At 54.5% G+C, this 23,709-nt stretch carries 21 protein-coding genes and 1 other RNA gene; 10 read left to right on the forward strand and 12 right to left on the reverse strand.

The genetic code is table 11. The features are described from left to right. Positions 1 to 109 precede the first annotated feature (109 nt). From ACJJIK_RS08910 to ACJJIK_RS08925, 4 genes are all read right to left on the reverse strand, one after another. Positions 110 to 1,927, reverse strand: coding sequence for a DUF885 domain-containing protein (locus ACJJIK_RS08910; RefSeq protein WP_444944798.1), 1,818 nt, complete (start codon positions 1,925 to 1,927; stop codon positions 110 to 112). Between the two features lie 126 nt (positions 1,928 to 2,053). Further along, on the reverse strand, positions 2,054 to 2,986 hold the full coding sequence (locus ACJJIK_RS08915) for a universal stress protein (RefSeq protein ID WP_444931917.1): 933 nt from the start codon (positions 2,984 to 2,986) through the stop codon (positions 2,054 to 2,056). A 286-nt stretch (positions 2,987 to 3,272) separates the two neighbouring features. Continuing rightward, the gene (hda, locus tag ACJJIK_RS08920; protein WP_108732222.1) at positions 3,273 to 3,986 is read right to left on the reverse strand and encodes a DnaA regulatory inactivator Hda; all 714 of its coding nucleotides are present in this window, start codon (positions 3,984 to 3,986) and stop codon (positions 3,273 to 3,275) included. A gap of 1 nt (position 3,987) precedes the next feature. Next, a complete protein-coding gene (locus ACJJIK_RS08925; protein WP_444931918.1) occupies positions 3,988 to 5,085 on the reverse strand; it encodes a DUF2066 domain-containing protein in 1,098 nt (365 codons plus the stop codon). Positions 5,086 to 5,363: 278 nt separating this feature from the next. Here ACJJIK_RS08925 and purM point away from each other — a divergent pair, with 278 nt between their 5' ends. From purM to ACJJIK_RS08950, 5 genes are all read left to right on the forward strand, one after another. Beyond that, positions 5,364 to 6,425: a phosphoribosylformylglycinamidine cyclo-ligase gene (gene purM, locus ACJJIK_RS08930; RefSeq protein WP_444931919.1), complete on the forward strand. Its 1,062-nt coding sequence runs from the start codon at positions 5,364 to 5,366 to the stop codon at positions 6,423 to 6,425. After that, positions 6,425 to 7,069 (forward strand): phosphoribosylglycinamide formyltransferase, encoded by a 645-nt coding sequence (purN, locus tag ACJJIK_RS08935; protein ID WP_444931920.1) that lies wholly within the window; start codon positions 6,425 to 6,427, stop codon positions 7,067 to 7,069. Before purM ends, purN begins: the two co-directional genes overlap by 1 nt. 101 nt (positions 7,070 to 7,170) lie before the next feature. Further along, positions 7,171 to 7,875 (forward strand): DUF3108 domain-containing protein, encoded by a 705-nt coding sequence (locus ACJJIK_RS08940; RefSeq protein ID WP_444931921.1) that lies wholly within the window; start codon positions 7,171 to 7,173, stop codon positions 7,873 to 7,875. 244 nt (positions 7,876 to 8,119) lie between these two features. Next, on the forward strand, positions 8,120 to 9,520 hold the full coding sequence (locus ACJJIK_RS08945) for an OmpP1/FadL family transporter (RefSeq protein WP_444931922.1): 1,401 nt from the start codon (positions 8,120 to 8,122) through the stop codon (positions 9,518 to 9,520). A gap of 515 nt (positions 9,521 to 10,035) precedes the next feature. After that, complete coding sequence (locus ACJJIK_RS08950) at positions 10,036 to 10,815, forward strand: type IV pili methyl-accepting chemotaxis transducer N-terminal domain-containing protein (protein ID WP_444944799.1); 780 nt, start codon at positions 10,036 to 10,038, stop codon at positions 10,813 to 10,815. A 64-nt stretch (positions 10,816 to 10,879) separates the two neighbouring features. Here the strand turns inward: ACJJIK_RS08950 and ACJJIK_RS08955 are convergent, their stop codons facing one another. Both ACJJIK_RS08955 and ffs read right to left on the reverse strand, forming a co-directional pair. Further along, complete coding sequence (locus tag ACJJIK_RS08955; protein ID WP_444944800.1) at positions 10,880 to 12,754, reverse strand: M2 family metallopeptidase; 1,875 nt, start codon at positions 12,752 to 12,754, stop codon at positions 10,880 to 10,882. A 250-nt stretch (positions 12,755 to 13,004) separates the two neighbouring features. Then, positions 13,005 to 13,102: signal recognition particle sRNA small type (gene ffs, locus ACJJIK_RS08960), an RNA gene on the reverse strand. A 134-nt stretch (positions 13,103 to 13,236) separates the two neighbouring features. On the opposite strand from ffs, the gene ACJJIK_RS08965 reads away from it, so the two are divergent. The 3 genes from ACJJIK_RS08965 (at position 13,237) to ACJJIK_RS08975 (ending at position 16,397) form a co-directional block, all read left to right on the forward strand. Next, complete coding sequence (locus ACJJIK_RS08965) at positions 13,237 to 14,097, forward strand: 6-carboxytetrahydropterin synthase (protein ID WP_444944801.1); 861 nt, start codon at positions 13,237 to 13,239, stop codon at positions 14,095 to 14,097. A 54-nt stretch (positions 14,098 to 14,151) separates the two neighbouring features. Beyond that, on the forward strand, positions 14,152 to 14,868 hold the full coding sequence (locus ACJJIK_RS08970) for a 16S rRNA (uracil(1498)-N(3))-methyltransferase (RefSeq protein WP_444944802.1): 717 nt from the start codon (positions 14,152 to 14,154) through the stop codon (positions 14,866 to 14,868). Positions 14,869 to 15,044: 176 nt separating this feature from the next. Then, positions 15,045 to 16,397, forward strand: coding sequence for a substrate-binding domain-containing protein (locus ACJJIK_RS08975; RefSeq protein ID WP_444931927.1), 1,353 nt, complete (start codon positions 15,045 to 15,047; stop codon positions 16,395 to 16,397). Between the two features lie 329 nt (positions 16,398 to 16,726). Here the strand turns inward: ACJJIK_RS08975 and ald are convergent, their stop codons facing one another. Next, entirely contained in the window at positions 16,727 to 17,872 is a 1,146-nt protein-coding gene (ald, locus tag ACJJIK_RS08980; RefSeq protein ID WP_444931928.1) for an alanine dehydrogenase, read from the reverse strand. A gap of 193 nt (positions 17,873 to 18,065) precedes the next feature. Between ald and ACJJIK_RS08985 the strand changes: the two genes are divergently transcribed. Continuing rightward, positions 18,066 to 18,551, forward strand: coding sequence for an Lrp/AsnC ligand binding domain-containing protein (locus ACJJIK_RS08985; RefSeq protein ID WP_444931929.1), 486 nt, complete (start codon positions 18,066 to 18,068; stop codon positions 18,549 to 18,551). 49 nt (positions 18,552 to 18,600) lie between these two features. On the opposite strand, the gene ACJJIK_RS08990 is transcribed toward ACJJIK_RS08985, so the two are convergent. The 3 genes from ACJJIK_RS08990 to putP form a co-directional block, all read right to left on the reverse strand. Continuing rightward, on the reverse strand, positions 18,601 to 19,065 hold the full coding sequence (locus ACJJIK_RS08990) for an Mpo1 family 2-hydroxy fatty acid dioxygenase (protein ID WP_444931930.1): 465 nt from the start codon (positions 19,063 to 19,065) through the stop codon (positions 18,601 to 18,603). A gap of 108 nt (positions 19,066 to 19,173) precedes the next feature. After that, positions 19,174 to 19,686, reverse strand: coding sequence for a macro domain-containing protein (locus ACJJIK_RS08995; RefSeq protein WP_444931931.1), 513 nt, complete (start codon positions 19,684 to 19,686; stop codon positions 19,174 to 19,176). A 152-nt stretch (positions 19,687 to 19,838) separates the two neighbouring features. Then, complete coding sequence (gene putP / locus ACJJIK_RS09000) at positions 19,839 to 21,305, reverse strand: sodium/proline symporter PutP (protein WP_444944803.1); 1,467 nt, start codon at positions 21,303 to 21,305, stop codon at positions 19,839 to 19,841. Positions 21,306 to 21,592: 287 nt separating this feature from the next. Here putP and ACJJIK_RS09005 point away from each other — a divergent pair, with 287 nt between their 5' ends. Continuing rightward, positions 21,593 to 22,120 carry a hypothetical protein gene (locus ACJJIK_RS09005; RefSeq protein ID WP_444931933.1) on the forward strand — a complete coding sequence of 176 codons (528 nt, stop codon included), beginning with the start codon at positions 21,593 to 21,595 and terminating at the stop codon, positions 22,118 to 22,120. Here the strand turns inward: ACJJIK_RS09005 and ttcA are convergent. After that, on the reverse strand, positions 22,005 to 22,922 hold the full coding sequence (ttcA, locus tag ACJJIK_RS09010) for a tRNA 2-thiocytidine(32) synthetase TtcA (RefSeq protein ID WP_444931934.1): 918 nt from the start codon (positions 22,920 to 22,922) through the stop codon (positions 22,005 to 22,007). The two genes, ACJJIK_RS09005 and ttcA, sit on opposite strands and share 116 nt — an antisense overlap. Before the next feature lie 106 nt (positions 22,923 to 23,028). Beyond that, the gene (locus tag ACJJIK_RS09015; protein ID WP_444931935.1) at positions 23,029 to 23,697 is read right to left on the reverse strand and encodes an arylesterase; all 669 of its coding nucleotides are present in this window, start codon (positions 23,695 to 23,697) and stop codon (positions 23,029 to 23,031) included. Between the last annotated feature and the right edge of the window lie 12 nt (positions 23,698 to 23,709).

Consider the following 23,709-nt stretch of genomic DNA (forward strand, 5'->3'; position numbering starts at 1 on the left):
TAAAATCACATGATCTGAGCACCTTCACCCTTTCTAGCGGTAAAGATGCTCAAATTTTTAAGTTACTCTTTTGACGGTCCTATAGCCGAATGCTCTGCAAAAGTGAATCCTAACTCTTGTTGATTGCTATCCACTGATCTACCTGCTGCTCCAACACTGCCAATGGCAAAGCGCCATTGGTGAGAACTACATTGTGGAACTGGCGGATATCAAACTGGCTACCAAGCGCTTCTTTAGCGCGTTCACGCAACTCAAGAATCTTCAGCATACCGGTTTTGTAGGCCAGTGCCTGACCGGGCCAAACCATATATCGCTCGATCTCGGTGGTGACTTCGGACTCAGCCATACCGGTCTTTTCCAGCATATACTCAATCGCTTGCTCGCGACTCCAGCGCTTATAGTGCATCCCAGTATCCACAACCAACCGCACTGCCCGGAACATCTCCGCCTGTAAGCGCCCCAAATCATCATAGGGGTCTTCCTGGAAACCGGCTTCTTTAGCAAGCTTCTCGGAGTACAGTGCCCAGCCTTCCGAGTAAGCATTAAACAAGCCCATTTTGCGGAAGGTCGGCACGCCTTTTAGCTCTTGCGCTATTGCCAACTGAAAGTGATGCCCAGGCACCGCTTCATGGTAGGCCAAGGTGCGCATTGCAAATTTTTTGGTTTCGTGAACATCCCGCAAGTTTGTATAAAATACACCGGGGCGAGATCCGTCCATAGCGGGAGGATTATAGTAGGCTCCCGCAGAACCCGGCTCCTTAAACTCAGGTACTCGACGCACCTCAACTCCTACTTTAGGCTTTACGTCAAAGTAATCATCAAGGCCCGCATCAATTTCATTAATCATCGCCTGGTAGTCGGCAATAATTTCCTCTCGTCCTAAATCTGAATCCTCGTAAAGAAATTGAGAATCACTATTGAGTGCTGAAAATCGCTCGCTAATAGGGCCGCTGGTTCTGCCAAGCGCTGCGAAAATTTTATTCATCTCCGCCTCAATCCTCGCAACTTCTGCCAAACCAATACGGTGGAGCTCTGCCGGTGCAATATCTGCACTGGTGTGATTGCGCACTTGATAGGCGTAGTAGGCATCGCCATCCGGCAAAGCCCAAACTCCATTATTTCCCACAGCTTTCAACTGAAGCGCATTGAAATAGTCAATGAGCCTCTGATAGGCGGCATAGACCTCTGTGCCAATTAATACCTCACCCTGACTCAGAATACGCTTTTGCGCCTGCTTATCCAGGTTTTCAATACGATCAAGTCGCTCCAGCAACGAGGTATACAGTATATTTTCCGCTACCGGAACGGCGATAAAGCCCTGCATTTCTTTTAAAACTCGATCAATAACAAACCGAGGCGGCAGAATATTTTTCTCTTCCCTTATCTTCAGGCCATCCAACAGCTGGTCAAACTTGCGGCCGACCTCCCCGAGGCGGGACAAATAGTAATCGGCCTCTTTTACATCGTTAATCTGGTGAACTTCAGCAAGAAATTCCGGCAGCCTACTCTGCTCTCCCGACATTTGGTTGAGCGGGTAATCGTGGTGCCGCCAGCGCTCCACCTCTGCTTTTACACTGAGCAGGTGCTCGAGTACATCATAGGAGATGGCCTGCTGCCCCTCCAGGCTAGCTCGATCATAGCTGCGCAATACCGCCAGCTCACTTTTCATTATTTCAATAACACGCAGCTGCTGCTCCTGGGATAAATCGTCGAGATGCGCGTTGTGTCCATCGATTCCAAACTGCTCCAAAATCCTAATTTGTGACAGCATTTCAGGGCTACTGCTGCCAATTTTGATAAAAACCCGCTCAAAAAATACGTCTATAGACCAGGGCTTAAAATAAATAGCATTAATCAAAAAAGTAGAAGCCGCTAAAACCCCCACAAGAAATAAACCACCAACCCCTTTGGCAACTGCCTTAATCATTGTATTTCTCCAAATTCCTTAGACCAATTTTGTCCCACCGTAAGGGTTGTCTCAACGCCCACGATTAAGAATTTAGATAAACCGATCAGCGCAGAAGCCGAACTGAAATAGACCTATAGTTCACAGCTATTTTATCGGTGACACAAAGTCGCTGGGTTTCAGGGCCAACAGGGAACAGCTGACTTTCTGCAAGATGTTCTCGGCCGTATTCCCCATAATGAAACCGGGAATGCCCGCCCGTGCAACGGTACCCATAACCAGCAGGTCAACCCGCTCTTCATCGATCAGCAGTGGAATAAAATTATCCGGATGGGCAACCGCGTGACGAATGTGGATCTCCCCCTCAATTCCAGACGCACGCATCAACACATCGAGCTTGGAGCGGTGCTGAGCTCGCGCCCATTCTGCGGCCTCGTCCAGCGCCTCCTCCGAGGCGCTCAAGGTAAAATGGCGGCGCAAGTATTCATCGATATCGAAATCCCAGCAGGAAATAACGCTCAAGACCCCACTGCAACTATCGGCAAGCACTCGCGACCAGCGCAACAGCCGAATCGCCAAATCGTAAGTACGGCCCTCCTCGCACTCGGGATCAATCGCCACAGCCACCTGTATCTTGCTGTGCGGTCGCTCGATTGGACGACACAGCCATACCGGACAGGGACACTTTCGCAGTAGATCCATATCCATTGCCCTAAAGCCCTTAAGCTGACTGCGCCCCTCAACGTTCTTGATCACCAGGTCACAGCCCTCGACCAAGACCCGGCGAATCACCCGCTCTGCAGGGCGAACGCCACAGTCCGATTCAATTTCCAAGTTGCTCTTCGCTACAGGGATCGCCATATAAGCGCGAGCCGACTCAATTTCTCCTCTGACCCGCTCAAGCATCGCATTCACACAAAACTGGCCGAAATCCTCAAACCCCTCCGGCACTTTGGGGCACACCAGCAACACTTTAATCTCTGCCTGATGATTGCGCGCCAGCGCAAAAGCCTGCATCAGCCCGCTGCTTTCATCCTCTGCCCCATGGCTGATATACAGGATTTTATGAATACTTGGCATAACGCTGCCCTCAGCCATAACTATTTGTAAACGACAGAGGCAAAACTTCCTCGCAAACCCTACCGCTATTAAGGAATCATTCGAAGGCCCCTTAAATTGGTATCGTTGGCAGAGTAGATTTCACAAAGAAATAGGATCAGTACGGCGGAGGGAGAGAATACGCTGTGCCGGGGCAATGTGAGTGGCAACTAACCCGTCGGGATGCAGAAAAGTTCAAGGGGCACAGAATAGCTGAGCCCCCTGGACTCGGAACGCCGGCGCAAACCGGCCAGAGTCGACGTGGGGATCAGATATCCAATACCTGCTTAACAAAGGGAATGGTAATCTTGCGCTTGGCCATTAGCGACGCCCGATCCAACTCCTCCAGACACAGGAAAAGCGCCCGCGTATCCCTCGGTGCGCGATGCAGAATGTATTGGGCCACATCTTCCGGCAGATCAAAACCGCGTAGGCGGCTGCGACGGCGCAGGGCGGCAACCTTATCGCTGTCATTGAGGGTTTTGAGCTGGAACACCAGGGACCAGTGTAGGCGGGACTGCAAATCTGCCAGGGCAATATCCATACCGCGAGGGGACTTGCGGGCCCCCATCAACAGCTGCCTGCCACCGTCCTTAACCCGGTTATAGAGGTGGAAAATGGCGGTCTGCCACTCGGGCTGCCCCTCCAGCAAATGCACATCGTCAATACACACAAGGTCCAGTCGCTCGAGGCCATCGAGAATCACGGCGGGATCCATGGCCATCAGATCTGCGAGCGGGAGATAGTGGAAAGAGCGACCATTGGCCTCTGCGCACTGACAGGCGGACTGAAGCAGGTGGCTAATACCACTGCCGGCCTCCCCCCAGATATAGATCACAGACTCCGGGTTCTCACCACTCGCAAAAGACTGTAGCAAGGCGACCACCTGCCTATTTGGATCGGAATCCGACAGGTAGAAGTTATCAAATGTGGCGTCATCCCGCAGGGATACCCCCAGCGGCAATTGTTGCGGAATACTCATCTCAATCCCAGTGATAGCGCAACGGATTCTCTGCGCTGCCCAGAGGTGAACGGTATCCATTTAGATTGATGGCGTCTCCGTCCGCTTGTGCCCGCAACTTATGATTTAGAGCCAGGGTGTCGCGCAAATTGTTCAACCCCACTGAGGTGACCAGTGCCAAGCGCATACGGTCCCCCTCAACAGAGAGTAGATTGGCGCTGGTCACCTGGGCCAGCCCCTGTAAGTAACCCGAGGCTTTCGCATAGTCGGCAAAACTGTCGATGCCAGACAGCTCAACAATCACCGCATCCAGTTGATTGCCCTGCCCATTAGGGAGTACTGCATAGCGCTGGGCAAGGATATTGGCTAATTGGTTGACCCCGCGCAGGCTGACCTCTTCCAGGGAGCCGCCGGTGGTATCGAACGCATAGCTGCGGCCACCGTGAATCAACAGCCAATCCGCCTGCCAGCGATGGCCTGAGGCCTGAAGTACCCGCCCCATTAAGGTGGCATCGGGACTGTAGCGGAAACCCGCGCGCTCAGCGGCCTGCTCATCCTGGGCCCAGAGGGCGCCGAGGGGCATATTGCGCTGATCGTTGAGATCCATAACCGGGAAATCCAGGGGTACACCGCGCTCAATGGCCATAGCCTCGAGAACAGAGAACAGCTCAGGAGTCACTTCCTCACTGAGTGCGCTGCGCCCCTCTTGCAGGGTATCGACCGCCAGCCACACCAGGGTGCCGGGGCGATTATTGGGCCACATTGGCAAGCTCAATTGATTGACTTGCCGGGAGATGGCTTGGGGATCAAAGGAAAGGTGAAGGTAGAGCTGGTTGTCCTCGCGGGTATAGCGATACCCCTGGACAAACTGCTGTGCACTCTTCAGAACTGCCTGCACATTGGGGTTGCTGCCGATAGCAGCATCTCCTGTAACACGCACGAATACCCGTTCAAGGCCGCGACTTCCGGCTGCTGTACGATCCGTGGCTCCGCGACTCGGCACAGCCTCGACAACTTCGTACAAATCCGAGATGACTCGAGCCTGGACCGGTAGGGCGAGAACACTGACGATCAGAGCCAGCAACTGCAACACCAATCCCTGCCGGAGCAGTTTGTGCATAGGACTTATCTCCAAACCTCTTATTTTCCACCCCCTGAGCTTGCAGAAATTATTGTCGATGTGCAAGGCGCCAGATTTTGGGGCGGACTAAAAATTGCAGCTATTGTATCAGCGTCAGGCATTTCTCTCAGCCCCGAGTTCTCACTATCGGGGTGATTTCACAGCTCAAATGGCGAGAAAATGCCGAAATCCCCCTTTGAGATGCCGTCTGGGCGTGGCTACCAAGACAAGACCCGGATAGAATACGCGCCCTTCGAATACCCACCGCAGGAAGAATCATGAGCGATTCCAAGCCGCAATCTACGCAAACATCCCTTTCTTATAAAGATGCCGGTGTCGACATCGATGCAGGTAATGCACTGGTAGAGCGCATCAAAAATGTCGCCAAACGCACATCCCGCCCCGAGGTTATGGGTGGACTGGGCGGATTCGGCGCCCTGTGCGAACTTCCAAGCGGCTATAAAGAGCCGGTATTGGTTTCAGGTACCGATGGCGTAGGCACCAAGTTGCGCCTGGCGATGGACCTGGGTATTCACGACAGCATTGGCATCGACCTGGTTGCCATGTGCGTGAACGACCTCATCGTCGCCGGTGCCGAACCCCTCTTCTTCCTCGACTACTACGCAACTGGCAAACTGAATGTCGACATAGCGGCAGAAGTGGTTACCGGCATTGGCAAAGGCTGTGAACTGTCAGGCTGTGCCCTGGTCGGCGGTGAGACCGCTGAAATGCCCGGCATGTACGAAGGTGACGACTACGATCTGGCAGGCTTCTGCACCGGTGTCGTAGAGAAATCCGAAATCATTGACGGCAGCAAGGTTAAAGCCGGCGATGTACTGATCGGCCTGGCCTCCAGCGGCCCCCACTCCAACGGCTACTCCCTGATCCGCAAGGTTCTCGAAGTGAGCGGCGCCGATCTCCAGCAGGACATCGGCGGCGAAACCCTGGCCAAAGCACTGATGGCCCCGACCCGCATCTACGTGAAGAACCTCCTGCAACTCATGAAAACCTGCCAGGTGAACGCACTCAGCCACATCACCGGTGGCGGTCTGCTGGAAAATCTGCCGCGCGTACTGCCCGAAGGTTGCAGCGCCCGTATCGATGTCAGCAGCTGGACAATGCCGCCGGTATTCAACTGGCTGCGCGACGCGGGCAATATTGATAGCCGCGAAATGTACCGCACCTTTAACTGCGGTGTCGGCATGGTGATTTGCGTACCCGCTGCACAATCCGAACAAGCCCTGTCGACACTCAAGCAGCTGGGCGAAGACGCCTTTGTGGTCGGCACTATCGAAGATGCCCAAGCCGGGGCAGAAGCTGTAGAGCTGGCGGGGCTGTAATGTCTTGTAGAGTTGCCGTATTGATCTCCGGCAGTGGCAGCAACCTGCAAGCCCTGCTGGATGCCGCTGCACAGGCGGATGCGCCCTTTTCGGTGAGCGCGGTTATCAGTAACAAGGCGGATGCCTACGGGTTGACCCGCGCACAGCAGGCGGGTGTTCCCGCCTCAGTGGTGGATCACCGCAATTTCTCCAGCAGAGAGGTTTTCGACCAGGCTCTGATCGAAGAGATCGACCAGTACAAACCGGACCTGGTTGTACTGGCTGGGTTTATGCGTATTTTGACCCCTGAATTTGTGCGCCACTACAGCGGCCGCCTGATCAATATCCACCCCTCCCTACTGCCCAAATACCAGGGGCTGCATACCCACAAGCGGGCACTGGAGGCTGGGGATAAAGAGCACGGTGTCACCGTGCACTTTGTCACCGAGGAACTCGACGGTGGCCCACCCATCGTCCAGGCCATTGTCCCTATAGAGGAAGGGGACAGCCCCGAACTGCTGGCACAGCGGGTACAGGTTCAGGAGCACATTATTTACCCAATGGCGGTAACCTGGTTCGCACAGCAGCGCCTGCAAATGGCCGATGACCGGGTTCGGCTCGACGGTGAATTACTTCCCCAACACGGGGTGCAAATTTCCGCATAGAACCGCTCTCTGGTAGCTGGCGGGGTAAAAGTTCTTCAATGTACTTTGCACACCTCGCCAGCTAGTATTCAGGAAGGTTGAGTTTTTTGTGGGATATCACAGTGCGCCTTCTTGCTACTTTTCTATTTGTTTTTTTCGTCACCGGCCAGGCAATTGCCGCTGAGCTGGAACCTTTCAAAGCCACCTACGCCGCCCGTTTTAATGGGATCAGCATTACCGCCACTCGCGAGCTCTCCGGGCAGGATGGTAACTGGCGCCTGGATTTCGATAGCAGCGCCTTATTTGCCAGCATCACCGAATACTCGCGCTTTACCAGCGAGAACGGCCACATCAGCCCCAGACACTACGAGTACCACCGCAAAGGCCTCGGTCGCAACCGCACCACGGTGCTCAACTTCGAACCGGCAAAGGGCTTGGTCCTCAATGTTCACAACCCCGAACAAGACCTTAAAGACGTACCGCCGAATGTTCTCGACAAGGTCAGCTATCAAGTTCAACTAGCACTGGATATTGCTGCCGGAAAAACAGACCTGCAATACCAGGTTGCCGACGGTAAAAAAATTCGCAACTACAAATTTAATCAAATCGGCACTGAAACGCTGAAAACTCCGCTGGGTCCCGTCGAGACAATCAAGGTCGCTCGTATGAGGAGCAAAAACTCAGGAAAAGAGACAACTGTGTGGATCGCTCCACAGTGGAACTACACCCTGGTGAAACTTATTCAGAGAGAAGAAAATGGCAAAAAATATCAAATAAACCTGACAAATTTATCCATCAACGGTAAAAAAGTCACCCCTAGCCAATAAATGGCCACATTTTCGCTTGGCGGAAAAAAATCCGCCGACTTAGATAGCTTTTTGCTCCCATTGTCTTTATAAAGTCACACCTCTCCCTCACTCAGGCAATTTTGTATTGCTAGACTTTTCAGGAAGGGATTTGTTACGGAAATGGAAGGTACTTATATAAATCTAAAGACCTTCCTGCTATGGCGGGGTTGCTACCAACCTGCTTATGGCTCTCAGTAATCAGCAGACTTAGAGATGGGTTCTCATGAATAAAAATTACCTGCGACACGCAGTTCTAGCCGCGGCGATCAGCTCCGTTTCCCAAGGCGCTATGGCTGCAGGTTTCTACTTGCAGGAAACCAGCACTTCTGGCCTCGGCCGTGCTTTTGCTGCCGAAAATACTATCGGCGACAACGCTGCAATTCTCGCGCGTAACCCAGCCGGTTCGGCACTGTTCGATACCTACACCATTTCTCTTGGTGCGACTTATGTTGATCCCGAGATCGATGTAGAAGGTGACACCACCTACTATGTCGACCCTGGAATTGGCTACCTGGCAGTTGAAACCCAAGGCGATGCCAAGGACTTTGCCACTAGCGCAGTCATCCCCAATGCCTACCTGGCAGCCCCCATCAACGATGAGTGGTCCTGGGGCCTGGCCATGTACACCGATTTCGGTCTGGAAACTGATTTCCCCGACACCTTCTCGGCAAGCACAATCGCCAACCAGACCTCCCTGATGACGGTCAACATTCAGCCGTCTATCGCTTATGATTTTAACGATCAATTCAGCGTTGGTATCGCTGCCAATATTTTCTATGTCGACGCAGAGCTGAGCACCAGCTTCCCCGACAACTTCGTGATCGGTGAAACCGTAGAATCCGTTATCGGATTTAACCCCGCTGGCGCCACCCTGCTGAACGTCCAAGGAGATGCCTGGGACCTGAGCTGGACCATCGGCGGCATCTGGCGCATCAGTGACAATACCCGTGCGGGCATCTCTTACCACGCCAAGTACGACCCCGAAATCAAAGGCGAAGTAAACTCTGATATTGCTCCAAGTCCGTACAGCCCGTTCGACGACACCTCCGGCGAACTGACCCTGAACCTGCCAGACACCCTGGAACTGGGCTTTTACCACCGCTTTAACAATAACTGGGGCCTCGCGCTAGGCTACATGTGGACTAACTGGGACCGCTTCGAGAGCCTGGAAGCCTATATCCCGTCTGCCGGCGATGGTTACAACCCACTACTACTGAAAGAAGAAAACTTCCAGAGCGGCTCCCGCTTCAGCGTTGCCGGTGAATACTACCGCAATAACGACTGGACCTTCCGCTTTGGCTACGCCTACGACCAAGGCGCCGCCCGCGACGGTTTAAACGACCATGAGACCGAAACCGTCTCGGCACTGGTAGGCGAGGATCTGCCAATTACCTGGCGCACACTGTCCATTCCCGACACCGATCGCCAGTGGCTGACCGTTGGCGGCACTTACTCATTGAGCGAGCAGCTCACTGTAGATGCTGCCTTCGCCTATATCTGGGGCGACGATGAAACGATCCAGGAAGCAAGCTACAGCATTCCTCAGCTGGTAACTTATTACGATGGTGGCACCACCAAAACCGAAGCTTACCTGTTCAGCTTGGCTCTAAACTACAAGTTCTAAGCCTCCCTGTTCCGAGTAAGAAAAGGCTCTACCTCCGGTAGGGCCTTTTTTTATTTCCAGCCAAGGTATATCCCGCCACCTTGCGATAAATCAAAGCACCCCTTTAATACCACCACATCTTCAGGGCCACTCACAGTCAGGGCGCACTTTCACAGGCAATATTCCCCCCTTAAAAAACCAAAGAGCAAAACCGCAATGCCCAATAATATAGTGCGGACTTACTAACAAACCCCACAGCCCCGAATTATTCGGAGCCCCCCCAGAGAATCAATATTGGTCAAAGTCTCATTATATGGCGGGTAGCTCTGGTAAACTTGCGCCCCCGTGTTTCCAAGATGTATTCCAACACCTTGCCAATCTGCAATACAGCTCCCAATAACCCAGCTCGGACAGAGAGGGGTAAGGCTACGCTAACAAGCAGTACTATCGCCCCACTTGAACAGGGGCTGACATAGACACAGCGAACACAAAACCCATTTAAATTGAGAAGCAAGTCAAACTACAAGAGTAAAATCATGAAGTTATCAGCAGTATTTATCTTGTTAATTTTAAGCCTGGATGTAGCGGCTTTCTCCATGGGGGACGCTATTAATACCGCTGGCCGACAGCGAATGCTGTCGCAGCGCATCACTCAAGCTTATATCTTGCAGGGCGTTCAACCAGATGCAGAACGCCACCAAAAAGTGTTCGCCAGGTCAATTTTGGATTTTAAGAAAAACCATGAAAAGCTCAGTAAATTTACCGGCGCCCAAAAAATTAAAGCGCAACTGATTAAAGTGCAGAGGGAGTGGAACGCATTTGAGTTGATCACCAGGCAGCCGGTCAGCAAAGAAAGCGCCAGCGAGTTATTTAAACGCAGCAACTCCCTCCTCTCTGCGACTCACACTTACGTTGTGCAACTCCAACAACTCGCCAACCACAACAGTGCCGAACTTATCAATATCGCCGGCCGCCAACGTATGCTCTCGCAGAGAATTGCCAAAAACTACGCCGCCACACTTTGGGGCGTATCCCCTGAAGCTGCCGAGACGGCACTACATGAAGACCTGAGTGAGTACTCCAGCCGCCTAAATCAACTATTGGAAAGCCCACTCAATACCCCGCAAATTAATAGCAACCTGCACAAGGCAAAAGATCACTTGAGTTACGCCAGTCGGGGATTTGAGGGAAATATGAAGATATCGGAAAAGCGCCAGATCCAGGTGATCACCGGCACAACCGACCTGATGCTGCGCAATATGAATATCATTACCGGGCAGTACGCCGAGTTATTGAACGCGAAGAAACCGCAATAAAAAAAGGGGGCTCACGCCCCCTTTTTTTCTATCGGCGATAAAACTAACGCCGAAACCCTTCAGCTTACCAACCGCACTGGCGGCCTTGGTTTTGCTCTTCCAGGTACGCCATTAGCGGCTGGAAGTAATCGATAATAGCTGAGGCATCCAGGTCGCGCTGACCCGTGAGCGCTTCCATCGCATCCGGCCACGGCTTGCTCGCACCCATCGCCAGCATCGCGCGCAGCTTCTTACCGGCTTCATCATTTTTGTAGATGGAGCAGCGGTGCAGCGGTCCGGTTTCACCGGCCGCTTCACACAGTGCGCGGTGGAATTGGAACTGCTGGATACGCGCGAGGAAGTAGCGAGCGTAGGGGGTATTGCCAGGAATATGGTATTTGGCACCCGGGTCGAAGTTCGCTTCTGAGCGCTCTACCGGAGCGGCAATACCCTGGTAATCTTCACGCAGCTTCCACCAGGCCTTGTTGTAATCCTCCGGCTGCACCTCACCGTTGAATACCTGCCAGCGCCACTTGTCTACCAGCAAACCAAACGGCAGGAAGGCAATTTTATCCAGCGCCTGCTGCATCAGGTAGCCGATATCTTTACTCTCATCCGGCACCTCATCCATCAGGCCGATTTCCTTCAGGTACTTAGGCGTAATGGAAAGCGCAATGGTGTCGCCAACAGCTTCGTGGAAGCCATCATTGGCGCCCTCTTTATAAAGGAACGGCTGATCTTTGTAGATGCGCTGGTAGAAGTTGTGGCCCAACTCGTGGTGAATGGTAACCAGATCTTCGCCCGTCTTATTGATACACATCTTGATGCGGAGATCGTCCTGGCCATCCATATTCCAGGCGCTGGCATGACAAACCACGTCGCGATCGCGCGGCTGGGTGAACTGGGAGCGCTCCCAGAAAGTTTCCGGCAGGGGCTTAAAGCCCAAAGAGGTGAAGAACTTCTCCCCCACTTTAACCATATCTTTTTCACTCATGCCGGAATCGACAACCAGCTGAGTCAGATCGTAGGGAGCCTGCATATCGTCGTCTTTGACCAGGTCATAGACGTTGCCCCACTCCTGCGCCCACATATTGCCCAGCAAGTGCGCGGGAATCTTACCCTGCGCCGGCGCGACATCATCGCCGTAGTGCTCGTTCAGCTTGGCGCGTACATGGCAGTGCAAAGCCTCGTACAGCGGCTTCACTTTGCCCCACTGGGTATCCATATCCGCCGCAAAGGCATCCGGGGTCATATCGTATTTGGAGCGCCAGAACACACTCAGGTTGTCGTAACCCAGCTCTTTGGTACCCGCATTACCGATCTCCACTTGGCGCTCATACAGAGGCTTCATCGGCGGAGAGACTTCGCGCCAACCAGCCCACAACTCTTTGAGCAGCTCCGGGTCGCGGCTAGTGGCCATCACCTGGCCCATCTCGGTCAGGGTGTAGCACTTTTCCTCACCGGCATCTTCACGACAGTATTTGCCCGCGCCGTACATGCCCTGCATCTTTGAGCCGATTTGCGCCAGCTCGGACGTTAGCGCCGGATCTTTCGGTGCCGGGAATACCAGCCCCTGCTTCAACATGGTCAGTTGGCGGCGGGTATCCGGGTCCAGATCCAGGTCGTTAAACTTGGCGGCCTCTGAAGCCAACTCTACCGCTAAAGTGGTATATCGCTCTGACGCCAAAGCTTCCACGTATTGGGAATCAATATTGATATAAGTAGAAGCAAGCCAAGCTGCATGGCTCGCCTCCTGCCCCATTTTTTCCAAACGCTGCTGGGCCCCCTTAAGGAAAGCCTGAGCATCTTTGGCGGTCAGCTTTTGAGCGGCTGAACCTTCTGCGGCTGGCTGAGTTGCAGCGGCTGGCTGAGTTGCAGCGGCTGGCTTTGCAGCCTGCTGTCCGCTGTCACAGGCCGACAGGGCAACAGCAACTGCTATCGAGAGAGCAATTTTTTTCATTTTCTCCTCAAGAATCCTTGTTAGATCTGCTTATAGTTGACGCCGTTTATAGCATAAGCCCCGCCCGATCAGCGACGGCAAGGCGACAGATGCCGCCAGATCGACACAAAATCCCCTTTTATATCGCCTTTGCGGAAAAAAATTTGGCAAAGAATAGATTGAAAACTGCGAGACAGGCGAATAGAGACGCGCTCGGCCAGGATTTTTTTAGAGGGAATTCTTTAGAAAAAAGGGGGGAGATTGGAGGCGACCCAACCAGCAACACCCTCGGCACATGATACTACTGCTACCGTTGCTCCCTTCCGGGCCTGGCGGGGTTCACAGCTGTTCATTGCGAGGGGACCGGAAGGGCCACCACAACGATCTTCGGTGTCTGTGCATCCGAAGAGGGCGCGATTATAGAGGTATAAAGCAATAATATCCAGCCCTATTAACAGGTTATAATAAACGACTACTATCTCACCCCCTGCAAAGAGTTACTCATGCACTTGTTTGTCGATAATTTAACCAACGTTGACTTCAGCTACCTCGACCCTAAGCGAGGCATCGTAGGCGAGACCTGGCTGGCAGATGCCGCCCTAGATGGCGCCCTGGATGAGCAGGGGATGGTTTGCGATTTTGGTATCGTGAAAAAGACCCTGAGACACTGGCTCGATGACCAGGTCGACCACCGCCTGTTAGTGCCGATTCGCTCTCCTCAGCTGACCCTGGAGCACAAAGAAACCCAGGTAAACCTGACCTGGCAGCTGCAAAGTGGCGCTTCTATCAGCGTCTCGGGGCCGGAGCAGGCCTTTGCCCTGGTGGACGCCGAGACAATTGCGGCGGACAGCGTCGCCGTCTGGTGTGTCCAGCAGCTGGCCAGCCACTTCCCCGACAGCGTGGAAAAGCTCAAACTCAACTTCCACTGTGAACATATTGAAGACGCCTTCTACCACTACAGCCACGGCTTGAAAAAACACCTGGGCAATTGCCAGCGTATCGCCCACGGACACCGATCGCGCATTCAGGTGATGACCGATGGTCAGCGCAATAAGGCGCGGGAAAAATACTGGGCTGAGCGCTGGGAAGACATTTACCTGGGCACTCGCGAGGATCTGGTTTCAACCACGCAGGATGATCGCGGTGAAAAGACCCACCACTTCGCCTACCGCGCACAACAGGGGGACTTCACCCTGTCCATTCCGGCCAAGGCCTGCGAAATTCTTGACTGCGACACCACCGTGGAGCAACTGGCCCAATATATCGCCAACGCCCTGGCGGCAGAGGAGCCGGGGATAGCGATTACCGTGCGGGCCTACGAGGGCATTGGCAAAGGCGCAATTGCCTCGGCCAAAACCCATTAAGCCGAGCCGCGCAAACCGCTCTCAAGATAAACTGAAGTACCAAGGCGCCAGACGTTGAACCTGATTGTTTTACAAGAGCACGACTTTATTAGCCCCAACCGTGTCCAGCTGGGCGGCCGCCAGCTGGAGCATATCGCCCAGGTTCACAGAGCTGAGCCGGGACAGCGCCTACGTGTCGGGCTGCTCAACGGGCAAATAGGCAGTGGTGAGATTATTGCGCTCAATGCGCACAGTGTTGAGCTTGAGGTGACATTCGCCATAGATCCCCCACAGGCGCTGCCGCTCACCCTGATACTAGCCCTGCCCCGCCCTAAAATGCTCAAGCGGGTTATCCAGCACCTGACCGCTCTCGGCGTCAAAAAGCTGATATTGGTCAATAGCTATCGGGTCGAGAAGTCTTACTGGCAGACACCCTGGCTGCAGGAGGACAAACTCTTCGAGCAGTGCCTGCTCGGGCTTGAGCAGGCTGTCGACACACAAATGCCGGAGATCTTACTGCGCAAACGCTTTAAACCCTTTGTCGAAGACGAGCTTCCCGAACTCTGCGCCGAGTCCCGCAAACTGGTAGCCCACCCGGTAGGGGGTAGCGCTTGCCCGGTGGATATAAAACAGCCCACCACTTTAGCCATTGGTCCCGAAGGGGGGTTTATCAATTATGAGGTTGAGAAACTCCAGGAGGTTGGCTTTCAATCGGTCCACCTGGGGCCGCGTATTTTGCGTGTAGAAACGGCGCTGCCCGTGTTGATCAGCCGATTGTTCCCCGCCTCTTAAACTTCTTCACGGCTAGGGGCCCCTGGGCTGCGCGGCAACGGTTAGCAACTCTGTAGAGCGGCCCGCAAAAATACTGCGGGATTGCTCAGGGCCCGTTAAATAATTAATATTTCATCAATTTGTCATAATTAAGTCATATTTTGCGCCCTCGTTTTACCTTCCACGGTCGAGTGACTATGCGCATATTCTTAAGCCGGACAAAGCAAACCGTTCTCTTCCTTCTCGGAATAACACTGTCAGCGGCAACTTCGGCAACCCAAACCAGCTTCCCCCCAGGCACCTCGGGCCTGCTCTTTACCCTGCACGGATCAAATACAGTGGGTGCAAAATTGGCCCCCAATCTGATCAGTAACTACCTGCGCTCAAGAGGCGCCAGCAACCTGGAAACGATTGCTCTCGATCGTGAAAATGAAGTCCGCGTGCGGGCCGATGTCAACGGCGAGAAAGTCTATATCGATATCGCCGCACACGGCTCAAGCACCGGTTTTAAAGGCCTGGAGCAAGCCCAGGCCGATATCGCCATGGCCTCCCGGCCAATCAGAGCGGCAGAAAATGCGGCCCTCAATCGCCTCGGCGATCTGCGCAGACACGGGGCGGAGCACGTAATTGCCATCGATGGCCTGGCGATTATTGTTCACCCCCACAACCCGGTTAACCAACTAACCCTGCAACAAATTGCGGCGATTTTTGCCGGCGAAATCACCGACTGGTCTGCGGTCGGTGGGCGAAAGGCCCCGATTAAGGTGCTGGCCAGGGACGACCAATCCGGTACCTGGGACACATTTCAAAGTCTCGTCCTGGGCAACACGCGCGCCCTCAGCACCGATGCCGCGCGCTTTGAATCCAGTGAGCAATTATCGGATCGGGTATCGGCGCAGCCCAACAGTATTGGCTTTGTCGGCCTGGCCTCTATTCGCCAGTCCAAGGCGCTCGCCGTAGCCGATAACAACACCCAGCCCCAGTCCCCGGGCCACCTGACCATTGCCACGGAGGATTACCCGCTATCGCGCCGTTTGTTTTTGTACTCCTCCGCCTATAGGGCAAAACCTGCGGCGGCGGAATTTCTCCAATTTGTACAGAGTGAACAGGGCCAGGAACAAGTCAAAGCCACTGGCTTCGTGGCGCAGACACCGATTGGGGTAAAACCGGCTGCCAACCGCGAGGGGCCCGAGGAGTACCTTAAATTAACGGAAAATGCCCAGCGCCTGAGTATCAATTTCCGCTTTTCCGAGGGGAGCGCCTCACTGGACAATAAGGCACAACAGGATATTCAGCGGCTTGTGCGGTTTATGCAAAAAGCGGAAAACAAACAAAAACGCCTGTTATTGATTGGTTTTGGCGATGAAAAAGTCAGTGCAAGCCGCTCCATTATTTTATCCAAACTGCGCGCCACTACGGTTCGCTCAGCCCTCAGGGACCAGCAGATCAATACGGTTCCGGTACAGGGATTCGGCGCCTATCTGCCGGTAGCCTCCAACGGCTCAAGTTCAAAAATTAAAAATCGCCGGGTGGAAATCTGGATTATTTAACCGCTGCGGTGAAACCTTCCCCAAAGAGGTGACAAGGAAGTCCCTCCCCGCTTTTTTCTTCTCTGTTCTCCCCCCAAGTTTTTACACCAGCCCTTTTGCAAGACATAAAGAGCCTCTGAGTAATTCCGCAATCTCTCTGCGGGGCTATCAAAATCTGCATAAATAACGCGCATAAAAAAGCCGCGTAAATACGCGGCTATCAATATAGTGGCTAGTGCCACCAGGTCTCACAGAGAGGAGCGCAAAAAGCGCTCCGGGGGAAGCGTTGCACCAACAAGCGCGCTAGCGCTTATGTACAGTGCGGCCGCCTAGTGGCGGCCACAGGGGGATCAGGCTACAGCGTCTTTCGCTACGGCTTCTTTTTGCAGAGCCAGCTTGGGATCTACAAACTCGTAACCCAGCACATCGGCTACGGCTTGGTAGGTCACCATGCCCGCGTGAACGTTCAGGCCTTCCAGCAGGTTGGCATCGTCCAGCAGAGCCTGCTTGGCGCCTTTATTGGCCAGAGCCACAGCGTAAGGCAGGGTGGCGTTGTTCAGGGCCATAGTGGAGGTGCGCGCAACACCGCCGGGCATATTGGCAACACAGTAGTGAACAACACCGTCAACCACGTAGGTGGGCTCTTGGTGAGTGGTTGCCTTGGAGGTCTCAAAACAACCGCCCTGGTCAATGGCCACGTCAACAATAACAGCGCCTTTCTTCATGCGGCTGATAATGTCGCGGGTCAGCAGTTTGGGAGCCGCAGCACCTGGAATCAGGACCGCGCCTACAACCAGGTCCGCTTCCAATGCGTGCTTTTCGATCGCATCGTTGGTGGAGTATTCAGTGCGAACCGCACCGCCGAAGATATCGTCCAGCTGGCGCAGGCGCGGCAGGGAGCGATCGAGGATAGTCACGTCAGCGCCCATACCCAGGGCCATCTTCGCTGCGTTAGTACCCACAACACCGCCGCCGATAATCAGGACTTTAGCCGGGGCAACACCGGGAACACCGCCGAGCAGTACACCGAGACCGCCCTGGGCTTTCTCCAGGTGGTGGGCACCGCACTGTACCGACATACGGCCGGCCACTTCGGACATAGGCGCCAACAGAGGCAGGCCGCCGAAGCGGTCGGTCACGGTTTCATAGGCGATGCAGGTAGCGCCGGATTTCACCAGCAGCTCAGTTTGTTTGGGGTCTGGTGCCAGGTGCAGATAGGTGTACAGGAGCTGTCCAGGGCGCAGCATTTCGCACTCGTGGGGCTGGGGCTCTTTTACCTTGACGATCATATCGGCAGTGGCAAAAATTTCTTCCGGAGTATCGATAATTTTAGCGCCGGCTTGAATATACATCTCATCGGGGAAACCGATAGCGGCACCGCCATCCTTCTGTACGATCACTTCATGACCGTGGCCAATCAGTTCGCGAACACTCGACGGCGTCAGGCCAATACGATACTCGTGGTTCTTAATCTCTTTAGGGACGCCAATCAACATTTTGTTTCTCCTCGCTCTCTGCGCTTGGCACTTCTCTAAAAACAGAAGCACCTAATTTCTATGTTTTCACCATTATAGGAACAGCTAATAAGTGGATATTTACTAGAATTTGGATAAAACTAGTGGAATCCACTAATAAAGCCCCAGATATGTCTACTTTTTAAGCGTATCGACTACATTGGAGACAGCCGTTATGCGCAAGCGCGCGGGAGAGCTCAGTACCATCGACCGGAATATATTGCGCGTTCTGCAAAAGAACGGGCGCACCAGCTATGCGGAGCTGGCCAGGCAAGTAGGATTGACTGCGACCCCCTGTGTCGAGCGGGTCAAACGCCTGGAAAATGACAATGTTATTCAGGGTTATACCGCCTTGATTAACCCGGAGTTCCTCGATGCGGCCCTGGTGGTCTTTGTGCAAATCCGACTGAACCGCTCCGCTCAGGACGCCTTTGAGGAGTTTCGCAATGCGGTCGCCGCCCTGCCCGAAGTGCAGGAGTGCTACCTGGTATCGGGAAATTTTGATTACTTAATCAAAGCCCGGGTGGCCGATATGAGCGCCTACCGCAAATTCTACGGCGAGACCCTTTTGACACTGCCGGAAGTACAAGAGTGCACCAGCTATGTGGTGATGGAAGAGGTTAAAGAGACATTGGAAGTACCGGTTCACTACAACCGCTAGCGGGCCAAGCGATGAGTGGCCACAGCCACTCATCGATACCAGGGAGTAATCAGTATTGAATACCCAGCTTCCGGTAAATAAACCCAATCACCCAGGCCGGCCCAATCAGCAAAAATTGTAAATCTTTAAAGAAAGAGGGCTTTTTGCCTTCGATATGATGGCCGATAAATTGGAATATCCACATAACGATAAACAGCGCCAGTGCCGTCTGCCAGATGGGCACCCCCAGGCGCTCCAATACCGACCAGGCCCACAAACACAGAATCGTTAGCCCCGTCATTCCCAGGGCGATGGGAAACGACATCACAAAATAAAACAGGAGAATCGGGATAGTGACCACTACGGCCCAATTCAACCAGGGGATCGCCCCCATAAACTCCGGCTGGGGAATTGCCCACAGGAGCCCGGCCACAGTGGCGTAAATAACTGGGACGGCAATCCAGTGAATGGATTTGTTAATCGGATTCTGATGACTCTCACCATACTCGGCAAACCACTGCTGGGCACTGCGCATGACAATCTCCTCTTTTCTTATATTGTTATTGTCAGAACACTAATAATCCCCAACCCATAGATATCAATCAATGGCTGAAAGCATCACTAGACCGGTAAAGCGTGGCTTTTAGCGCCTAACGTAGGCGTAGAGTTGGGACAGATAGAGGTCTGCCATCGGTTTATCAAAGCAGCAAAAAATCACCTGCTCAGGTGCGCCCTCCTTTTCCTGAAACTGCTGTACCTGCTCGACGGCAACTTCTACCGCGCGCTCTGGTGGATAATCGTAAACACCGCAGCTAATCGCCGGAAATGCGATTGAATGCATATTTTCACGCCGAGCCAGCGCCAGACATTGGCGGTAGCAGCAGGACAGCAATTCGGGCTCGCCCAAATTGCCACCGCGCCAAACCGGCCCAACCGTGTGGTAGATACGTTTTACGGGAATGGAATAAGCGCTTGTCGCGCGCACATCGCCAACCGGGCAGCCGCCCAAACTGCGGCAAGCCCTCTGTAGCTTGGGGCCCGCCGCGCGGTGTATGGCCCCATCGACACCGCCGCCTCCGAGGAGACGGCTGTTGGCAGCATTGACGATTACATCGACGTGCAATCGAGTGATATCACCCAGATGAACTATGATCACCCAGCATCTCCAACCGCTATTTGAATATTTGCTGCGGATGGAAATCCATTTCACTTCACAACAGTCGCACCTTTGCCAGAGGTGCGTCCCCAGCGCGGCTGGTGCGCCTCGACCCGAGCGCGCAGCTCGGGTTCAAGACCTGCCCTGCCCCCTCAACCAAGCAGCTTGCGGTGCTGTGAGGCAACGACTTCCGGGCACTTCGTCAGCGCGCTAACTAACACGATAGCAGCTGAAGAGAAAACAAAACCCGGCAGCAACTCATAAACATCGAAAATCCCCCCGGAGAGCTGCTCCCACACCACCACGGTAACGCCGCCAACGATAACCCCGGCAATAGCGCCACTGCCGGTCATGCGAGACCAGTACAAACTGATCAGCAGTGCCGGTCCGAAGGCGGCCCCCAGGCCCGCCCAGGCGTAGCTCACCACCTCCAGAACCTGGGATTCCGGGTCCATCGCAATCCACACGGCGACCAGCGACAGGGCTACCACCGCCCAGCGCCCCACTTTTACCATGGCCTCGGGGCTGGTCTCGCGGCCGAACCACACGTGGTAAATATCTTCCGCCAGCGCCGCCGAGGACACCAACAGCTGGGAGTCCGCCGTACTCATAATGGCGGACAGAATTGCCGCCAGCAGAACACCGGCAACCACCGGGTGGAACAGTACCTGTACCATTTCCATAAACACCGTTTCACCGTCCGGCAGGCTCTGCTGGATTTCCAGGTGCGCAAACAGGCCCACCGCCATAGCGCCCAAAAAGCCGAACAGAGACCACACTGCGGCAACCGTCGCCGCTGCGGGAATATCCTTGGGACTGCGCACCGCCATAAATCGCGCCAAAATATGCGGCTGGCCAAAGTAGCCCAACCCCCAGGCGAGAGAGCTGAGGATCGCCACCAGGCTCAGGGTTTGCCCGCTGTTATCGCTCATCCAGTGGGTCAGCTGGGGCATCTCGGCTTGCAGGCGACTCCAGCTGCTAGAAAATCCACCCTGGTCGGAAATAACGACTAAAGGCACCGCAATCAGCGCCGCACTCATCAGCAATCCCTGGAACACATCGGTCCAGGACACCGCCAAAAACCCGCCAAACAGAGTGTAAGAAATTACCGCAATCGCACCGATAATCACCGCCCAGCGGTAGTCCCAGCCAAAGACTGTTTCAAACAACTTGCCGCCGGCAATCAGACCCGAGGCCACATAAAAAAGGAAAAACAACAGGATGAATATTGCGCAGACTGTACGCAGGTAGGGGTGCCCCATTTTAAAGCGCCGATCCAGGTAGGCCGGTACTGTCAGTGAATCATCCAACTCATAGGTATAAATCCGCAGACGCCGCCCCATCGTCACCCAGCTCAAAACGATACCGGAGAACAGACCAATCGCGATCCAGCCGGCGGAGAGCCCTGCTGCATAGGCCGCGCCGGGCAATCCCAGCAGTAGCCAGCCACTCATATCCGATGCACCGGCGGACAGCGCCGCCACCGCCGGCGGCAGAGAGCGGCCGCCGAGGAAATAGTCGCTGGCATTCTTGGTGCGCATATAAGCGTAAACACCAATAACAACAATCAAAGCCAGATAGGCAATAAAGGTAAGGGCGATCAGCCACTCGGCGGACATAGGGGGTTCCTTCTGATCAAAATGGAATGGCACTTGGCACGGTAATGACCTGTACCTTGCTGCTCAAATTTTCGACACAGCGAGCTGCGGGATGGGCGCCATGTGGAAATTGTTATGTTTATTGCGCGTAAATCTACTTATTAGGTGGCGCCGACTCAATCAGCAAACTACATATATGTTGAGCACACCTACAGAAAAAAGACAACACTATGGGCATTTGTCTGAATGAGCTCCGACTCCAGGTTATCCGTCCAACCCTCAAGCACTTGAGAGCCTGGAGCCAGAGCATGGAAAATCTTCTTCTGGGCACCGCCGCCCAGGAGTCGCAATTGGGCTTCCACCTCAAACAGGGGCGGCGCCACGGACTGGGTATTTACCAAATCCAACCGCACACCCACCGGGAAATCTGGGACCAATACCTGATCGATCACCCGGCCCTCGCCTCCAAGGTGCGAGGGCTGGCGAGCCAGCGGGACTTTCTCGACCACCCCCACAGCGAGCTGACCACCAACCTGCGCTATGCCACCGCCATTGCCTGGCTGATTTACAGGTCCGCTGGCGTACACAAAATCCTGGACGAGGAAACCTCAGACGTGGCCAATATGGCGCGCCTGTGGCACCAGCACTTTCACCATGGGCCCAGCGCCAGTACCCGGGATTTTGAATGCAGCTACGCGCAGCTGGTCAGCGGTGCCGACCCTACAGATTCAGCGCCTCAATATACTGGGGCGCGGATTCCTGAGCCTCCTCCGGCTCCCAAGAGTTCACCTGGCGCTGGATTGAATGGTCAGGACGCTCGACAGCCGACGGCGTAGAGCGGTCCAACTCCAAGCTCTCAAAATCGTAGAGATCCCTGTCCGCCAACTGTGACGGAGACACCCGGGTAATCGCGGCGAAAATATTTTCGCTGCGGCCGGGGAATTTTTTGTCCCACTCCCGCACCATCTGCTTGATCGCTTGGCGCTGTAGGTTTTCCTGGCTGCCGCACAGGTTGCAGGGAATGATCGGGAACTGTTTGTACTCGGCGTACTGGGCGATATCGTCCTCGCTGCAATAAGCCAGCGGGCGAATCACAATATTGCGGCCGTCATCGGCGCGCAGCTTAGGCGGCATCGCCTTGAGGCGCCCACCGTAGAACATATTCAGGAACAGGGTCTCGACGATATCGTCCTTGTGGTGGCCCAGAGCCACCTTGGTGGCACCGATTTCCTCGGCAAAGCCATACAGGGTACCCCGGCGCAGGCGGGAGCAGAGCCCACAGGTGGTCTTGCCCTCAGGCACCACCTCCTTCACCACCGAGTAGGTATCCTTCTCGACAATATGGTGGGGCACGCCCAGGGACTGCAAGTATTCCGGCAGAATATGCTCGGGGAAGCCCGGCTGTTTCTGATCCATATTGACCGCCACCAGCTCAAAATTAACCGGCGCCGTCCTCTGCAAATTCAGCAGAACGTCCAGCATGGCGTAGGAATCCTTACCGCCGGACAAACAGACCATAATCTTGTCGCCCTCTTCAATCATATTGAAGTCGGCGATAGCGCGGCCCACATGGCGGCGCAGACGCTTTTGCAGCTTATTAAACTCGAGCCGCTCGCGGCGGTTTTCCAAATCGGGCATGGTGTCTCTCTAACTCATTCGCGACCAGTGGCCGGGCGCACAATCGCAGCTTAAAAACGATAGACAGGCTTTCCTGTTCCTGGGGGCGCGATTGTACGCATTTCGATCACGGAGTACACGACTCACCAGCCGCCTTCTCCCCCAACAGGGACTTCACACAGGGCCAGACATGCTCCAGCAGGGCCGGCTGGGCCTGGGCGGAGGGGTGGATACCATCGGATTGCATGGCGCCCCGCTCTAGCGCCACCGTCTCCAGCAGGAAGGGGACCAAACCGATATCCTCCGCCTCGGCCACCCTGGGAAAGACGGCGGCAAAAGCTTCAGTATAGGCGCGGCCGTAGTTGGGTGGGATACGCATCCCCAGCAGCAGGACCTCGGCTCCGGAGTCTTTGGCCAGCTTGACCATCTGCTGCAAATTGCGCTGCAAATTCTGCGGTGGATAGCCTCGCAGGCCATCGTTGCCACCCAGCTCGACAATCAGCCACTGGGGCTTGTGCGCCTCCATCAGGCGCGGCAGGCGGGTCAAACCACCCGCCGAGGTCTCACCACTGATACTGGCATTCACCACCTTCACCGGGTGCCCCTGTTTCTCCAGGCGCGCCCGCAACAGGTTGACCCAGCCCAACTCCTCGTCCATACCGTAGGCTGCACTGATGCTGTCACCCAATACCAGCAGCGTGCCGGCCCTCTCGGCACTCAGTGCCAGATTGGGGATCGACAGCATCAACACCAAGCCGAACCGAGTCAGGAACTGCCGAAAAAAGGCGGTTGTCATGTCATACTCTCC

Source organism: Microbulbifer regidiadema (SeqCode), assembly GCF_052466995.1.

Bases quoted from the DNA above. Each gene is read 5' to 3' on its own strand.
- ACJJIK_RS08910 (WP_444944798.1), bottom strand. From the start codon at position 1,927: ATGATTAAGGCAGTTGCCAAAGGGGTTGGTGGTTTATTTCTTGTGGGG.
- ACJJIK_RS08915 (WP_444931917.1), bottom strand. From the start codon at position 2,986: ATGCCAAGTATTCATAAAATCCTGTATATCAGCCATGGGGCAGAGGAT.
- hda (WP_108732222.1), bottom strand. From the start codon at position 3,986: ATGAGTATTCCGCAACAATTGCCGCTGGGGGTATCCCTGCGGGATGAC.
- ACJJIK_RS08925 (WP_444931918.1), bottom strand. From the start codon at position 5,085: ATGCACAAACTGCTCCGGCAGGGATTGGTGTTGCAGTTGCTGGCTCTG.
- purM (WP_444931919.1), top strand. From the start codon at position 5,364: ATGAGCGATTCCAAGCCGCAATCTACGCAAACATCCCTTTCTTATAAA.
- purN (WP_444931920.1), top strand. From the start codon at position 6,425: ATGTCTTGTAGAGTTGCCGTATTGATCTCCGGCAGTGGCAGCAACCTG.
- ACJJIK_RS08945 (WP_444931922.1), top strand. From the start codon at position 8,120: ATGAATAAAAATTACCTGCGACACGCAGTTCTAGCCGCGGCGATCAGC.
- ACJJIK_RS08950 (WP_444944799.1), top strand. From the start codon at position 10,036: ATGAAGTTATCAGCAGTATTTATCTTGTTAATTTTAAGCCTGGATGTA.
- ACJJIK_RS08955 (WP_444944800.1), bottom strand. From the start codon at position 12,754: ATGAAAAAAATTGCTCTCTCGATAGCAGTTGCTGTTGCCCTGTCGGCC.
- ACJJIK_RS08965 (WP_444944801.1), top strand. From the start codon at position 13,237: ATGCACTTGTTTGTCGATAATTTAACCAACGTTGACTTCAGCTACCTC.
- ACJJIK_RS08975 (WP_444931927.1), top strand. From the start codon at position 15,045: ATGCGCATATTCTTAAGCCGGACAAAGCAAACCGTTCTCTTCCTTCTC.
- ald (WP_444931928.1), bottom strand. From the start codon at position 17,872: ATGTTGATTGGCGTCCCTAAAGAGATTAAGAACCACGAGTATCGTATT.
- ACJJIK_RS08985 (WP_444931929.1), top strand. From the start codon at position 18,066: ATGCGCAAGCGCGCGGGAGAGCTCAGTACCATCGACCGGAATATATTG.
- ACJJIK_RS08990 (WP_444931930.1), bottom strand. From the start codon at position 19,065: ATGCGCAGTGCCCAGCAGTGGTTTGCCGAGTATGGTGAGAGTCATCAG.
- putP (WP_444944803.1), bottom strand. From the start codon at position 21,305: ATGTCCGCCGAGTGGCTGATCGCCCTTACCTTTATTGCCTATCTGGCT.
- ACJJIK_RS09005 (WP_444931933.1), top strand. From the start codon at position 21,593: ATGGAAAATCTTCTTCTGGGCACCGCCGCCCAGGAGTCGCAATTGGGC.
- ttcA (WP_444931934.1), bottom strand. From the start codon at position 22,922: ATGCCCGATTTGGAAAACCGCCGCGAGCGGCTCGAGTTTAATAAGCTG.
- ACJJIK_RS09015 (WP_444931935.1), bottom strand. From the start codon at position 23,697: ATGACAACCGCCTTTTTTCGGCAGTTCCTGACTCGGTTCGGCTTGGTG.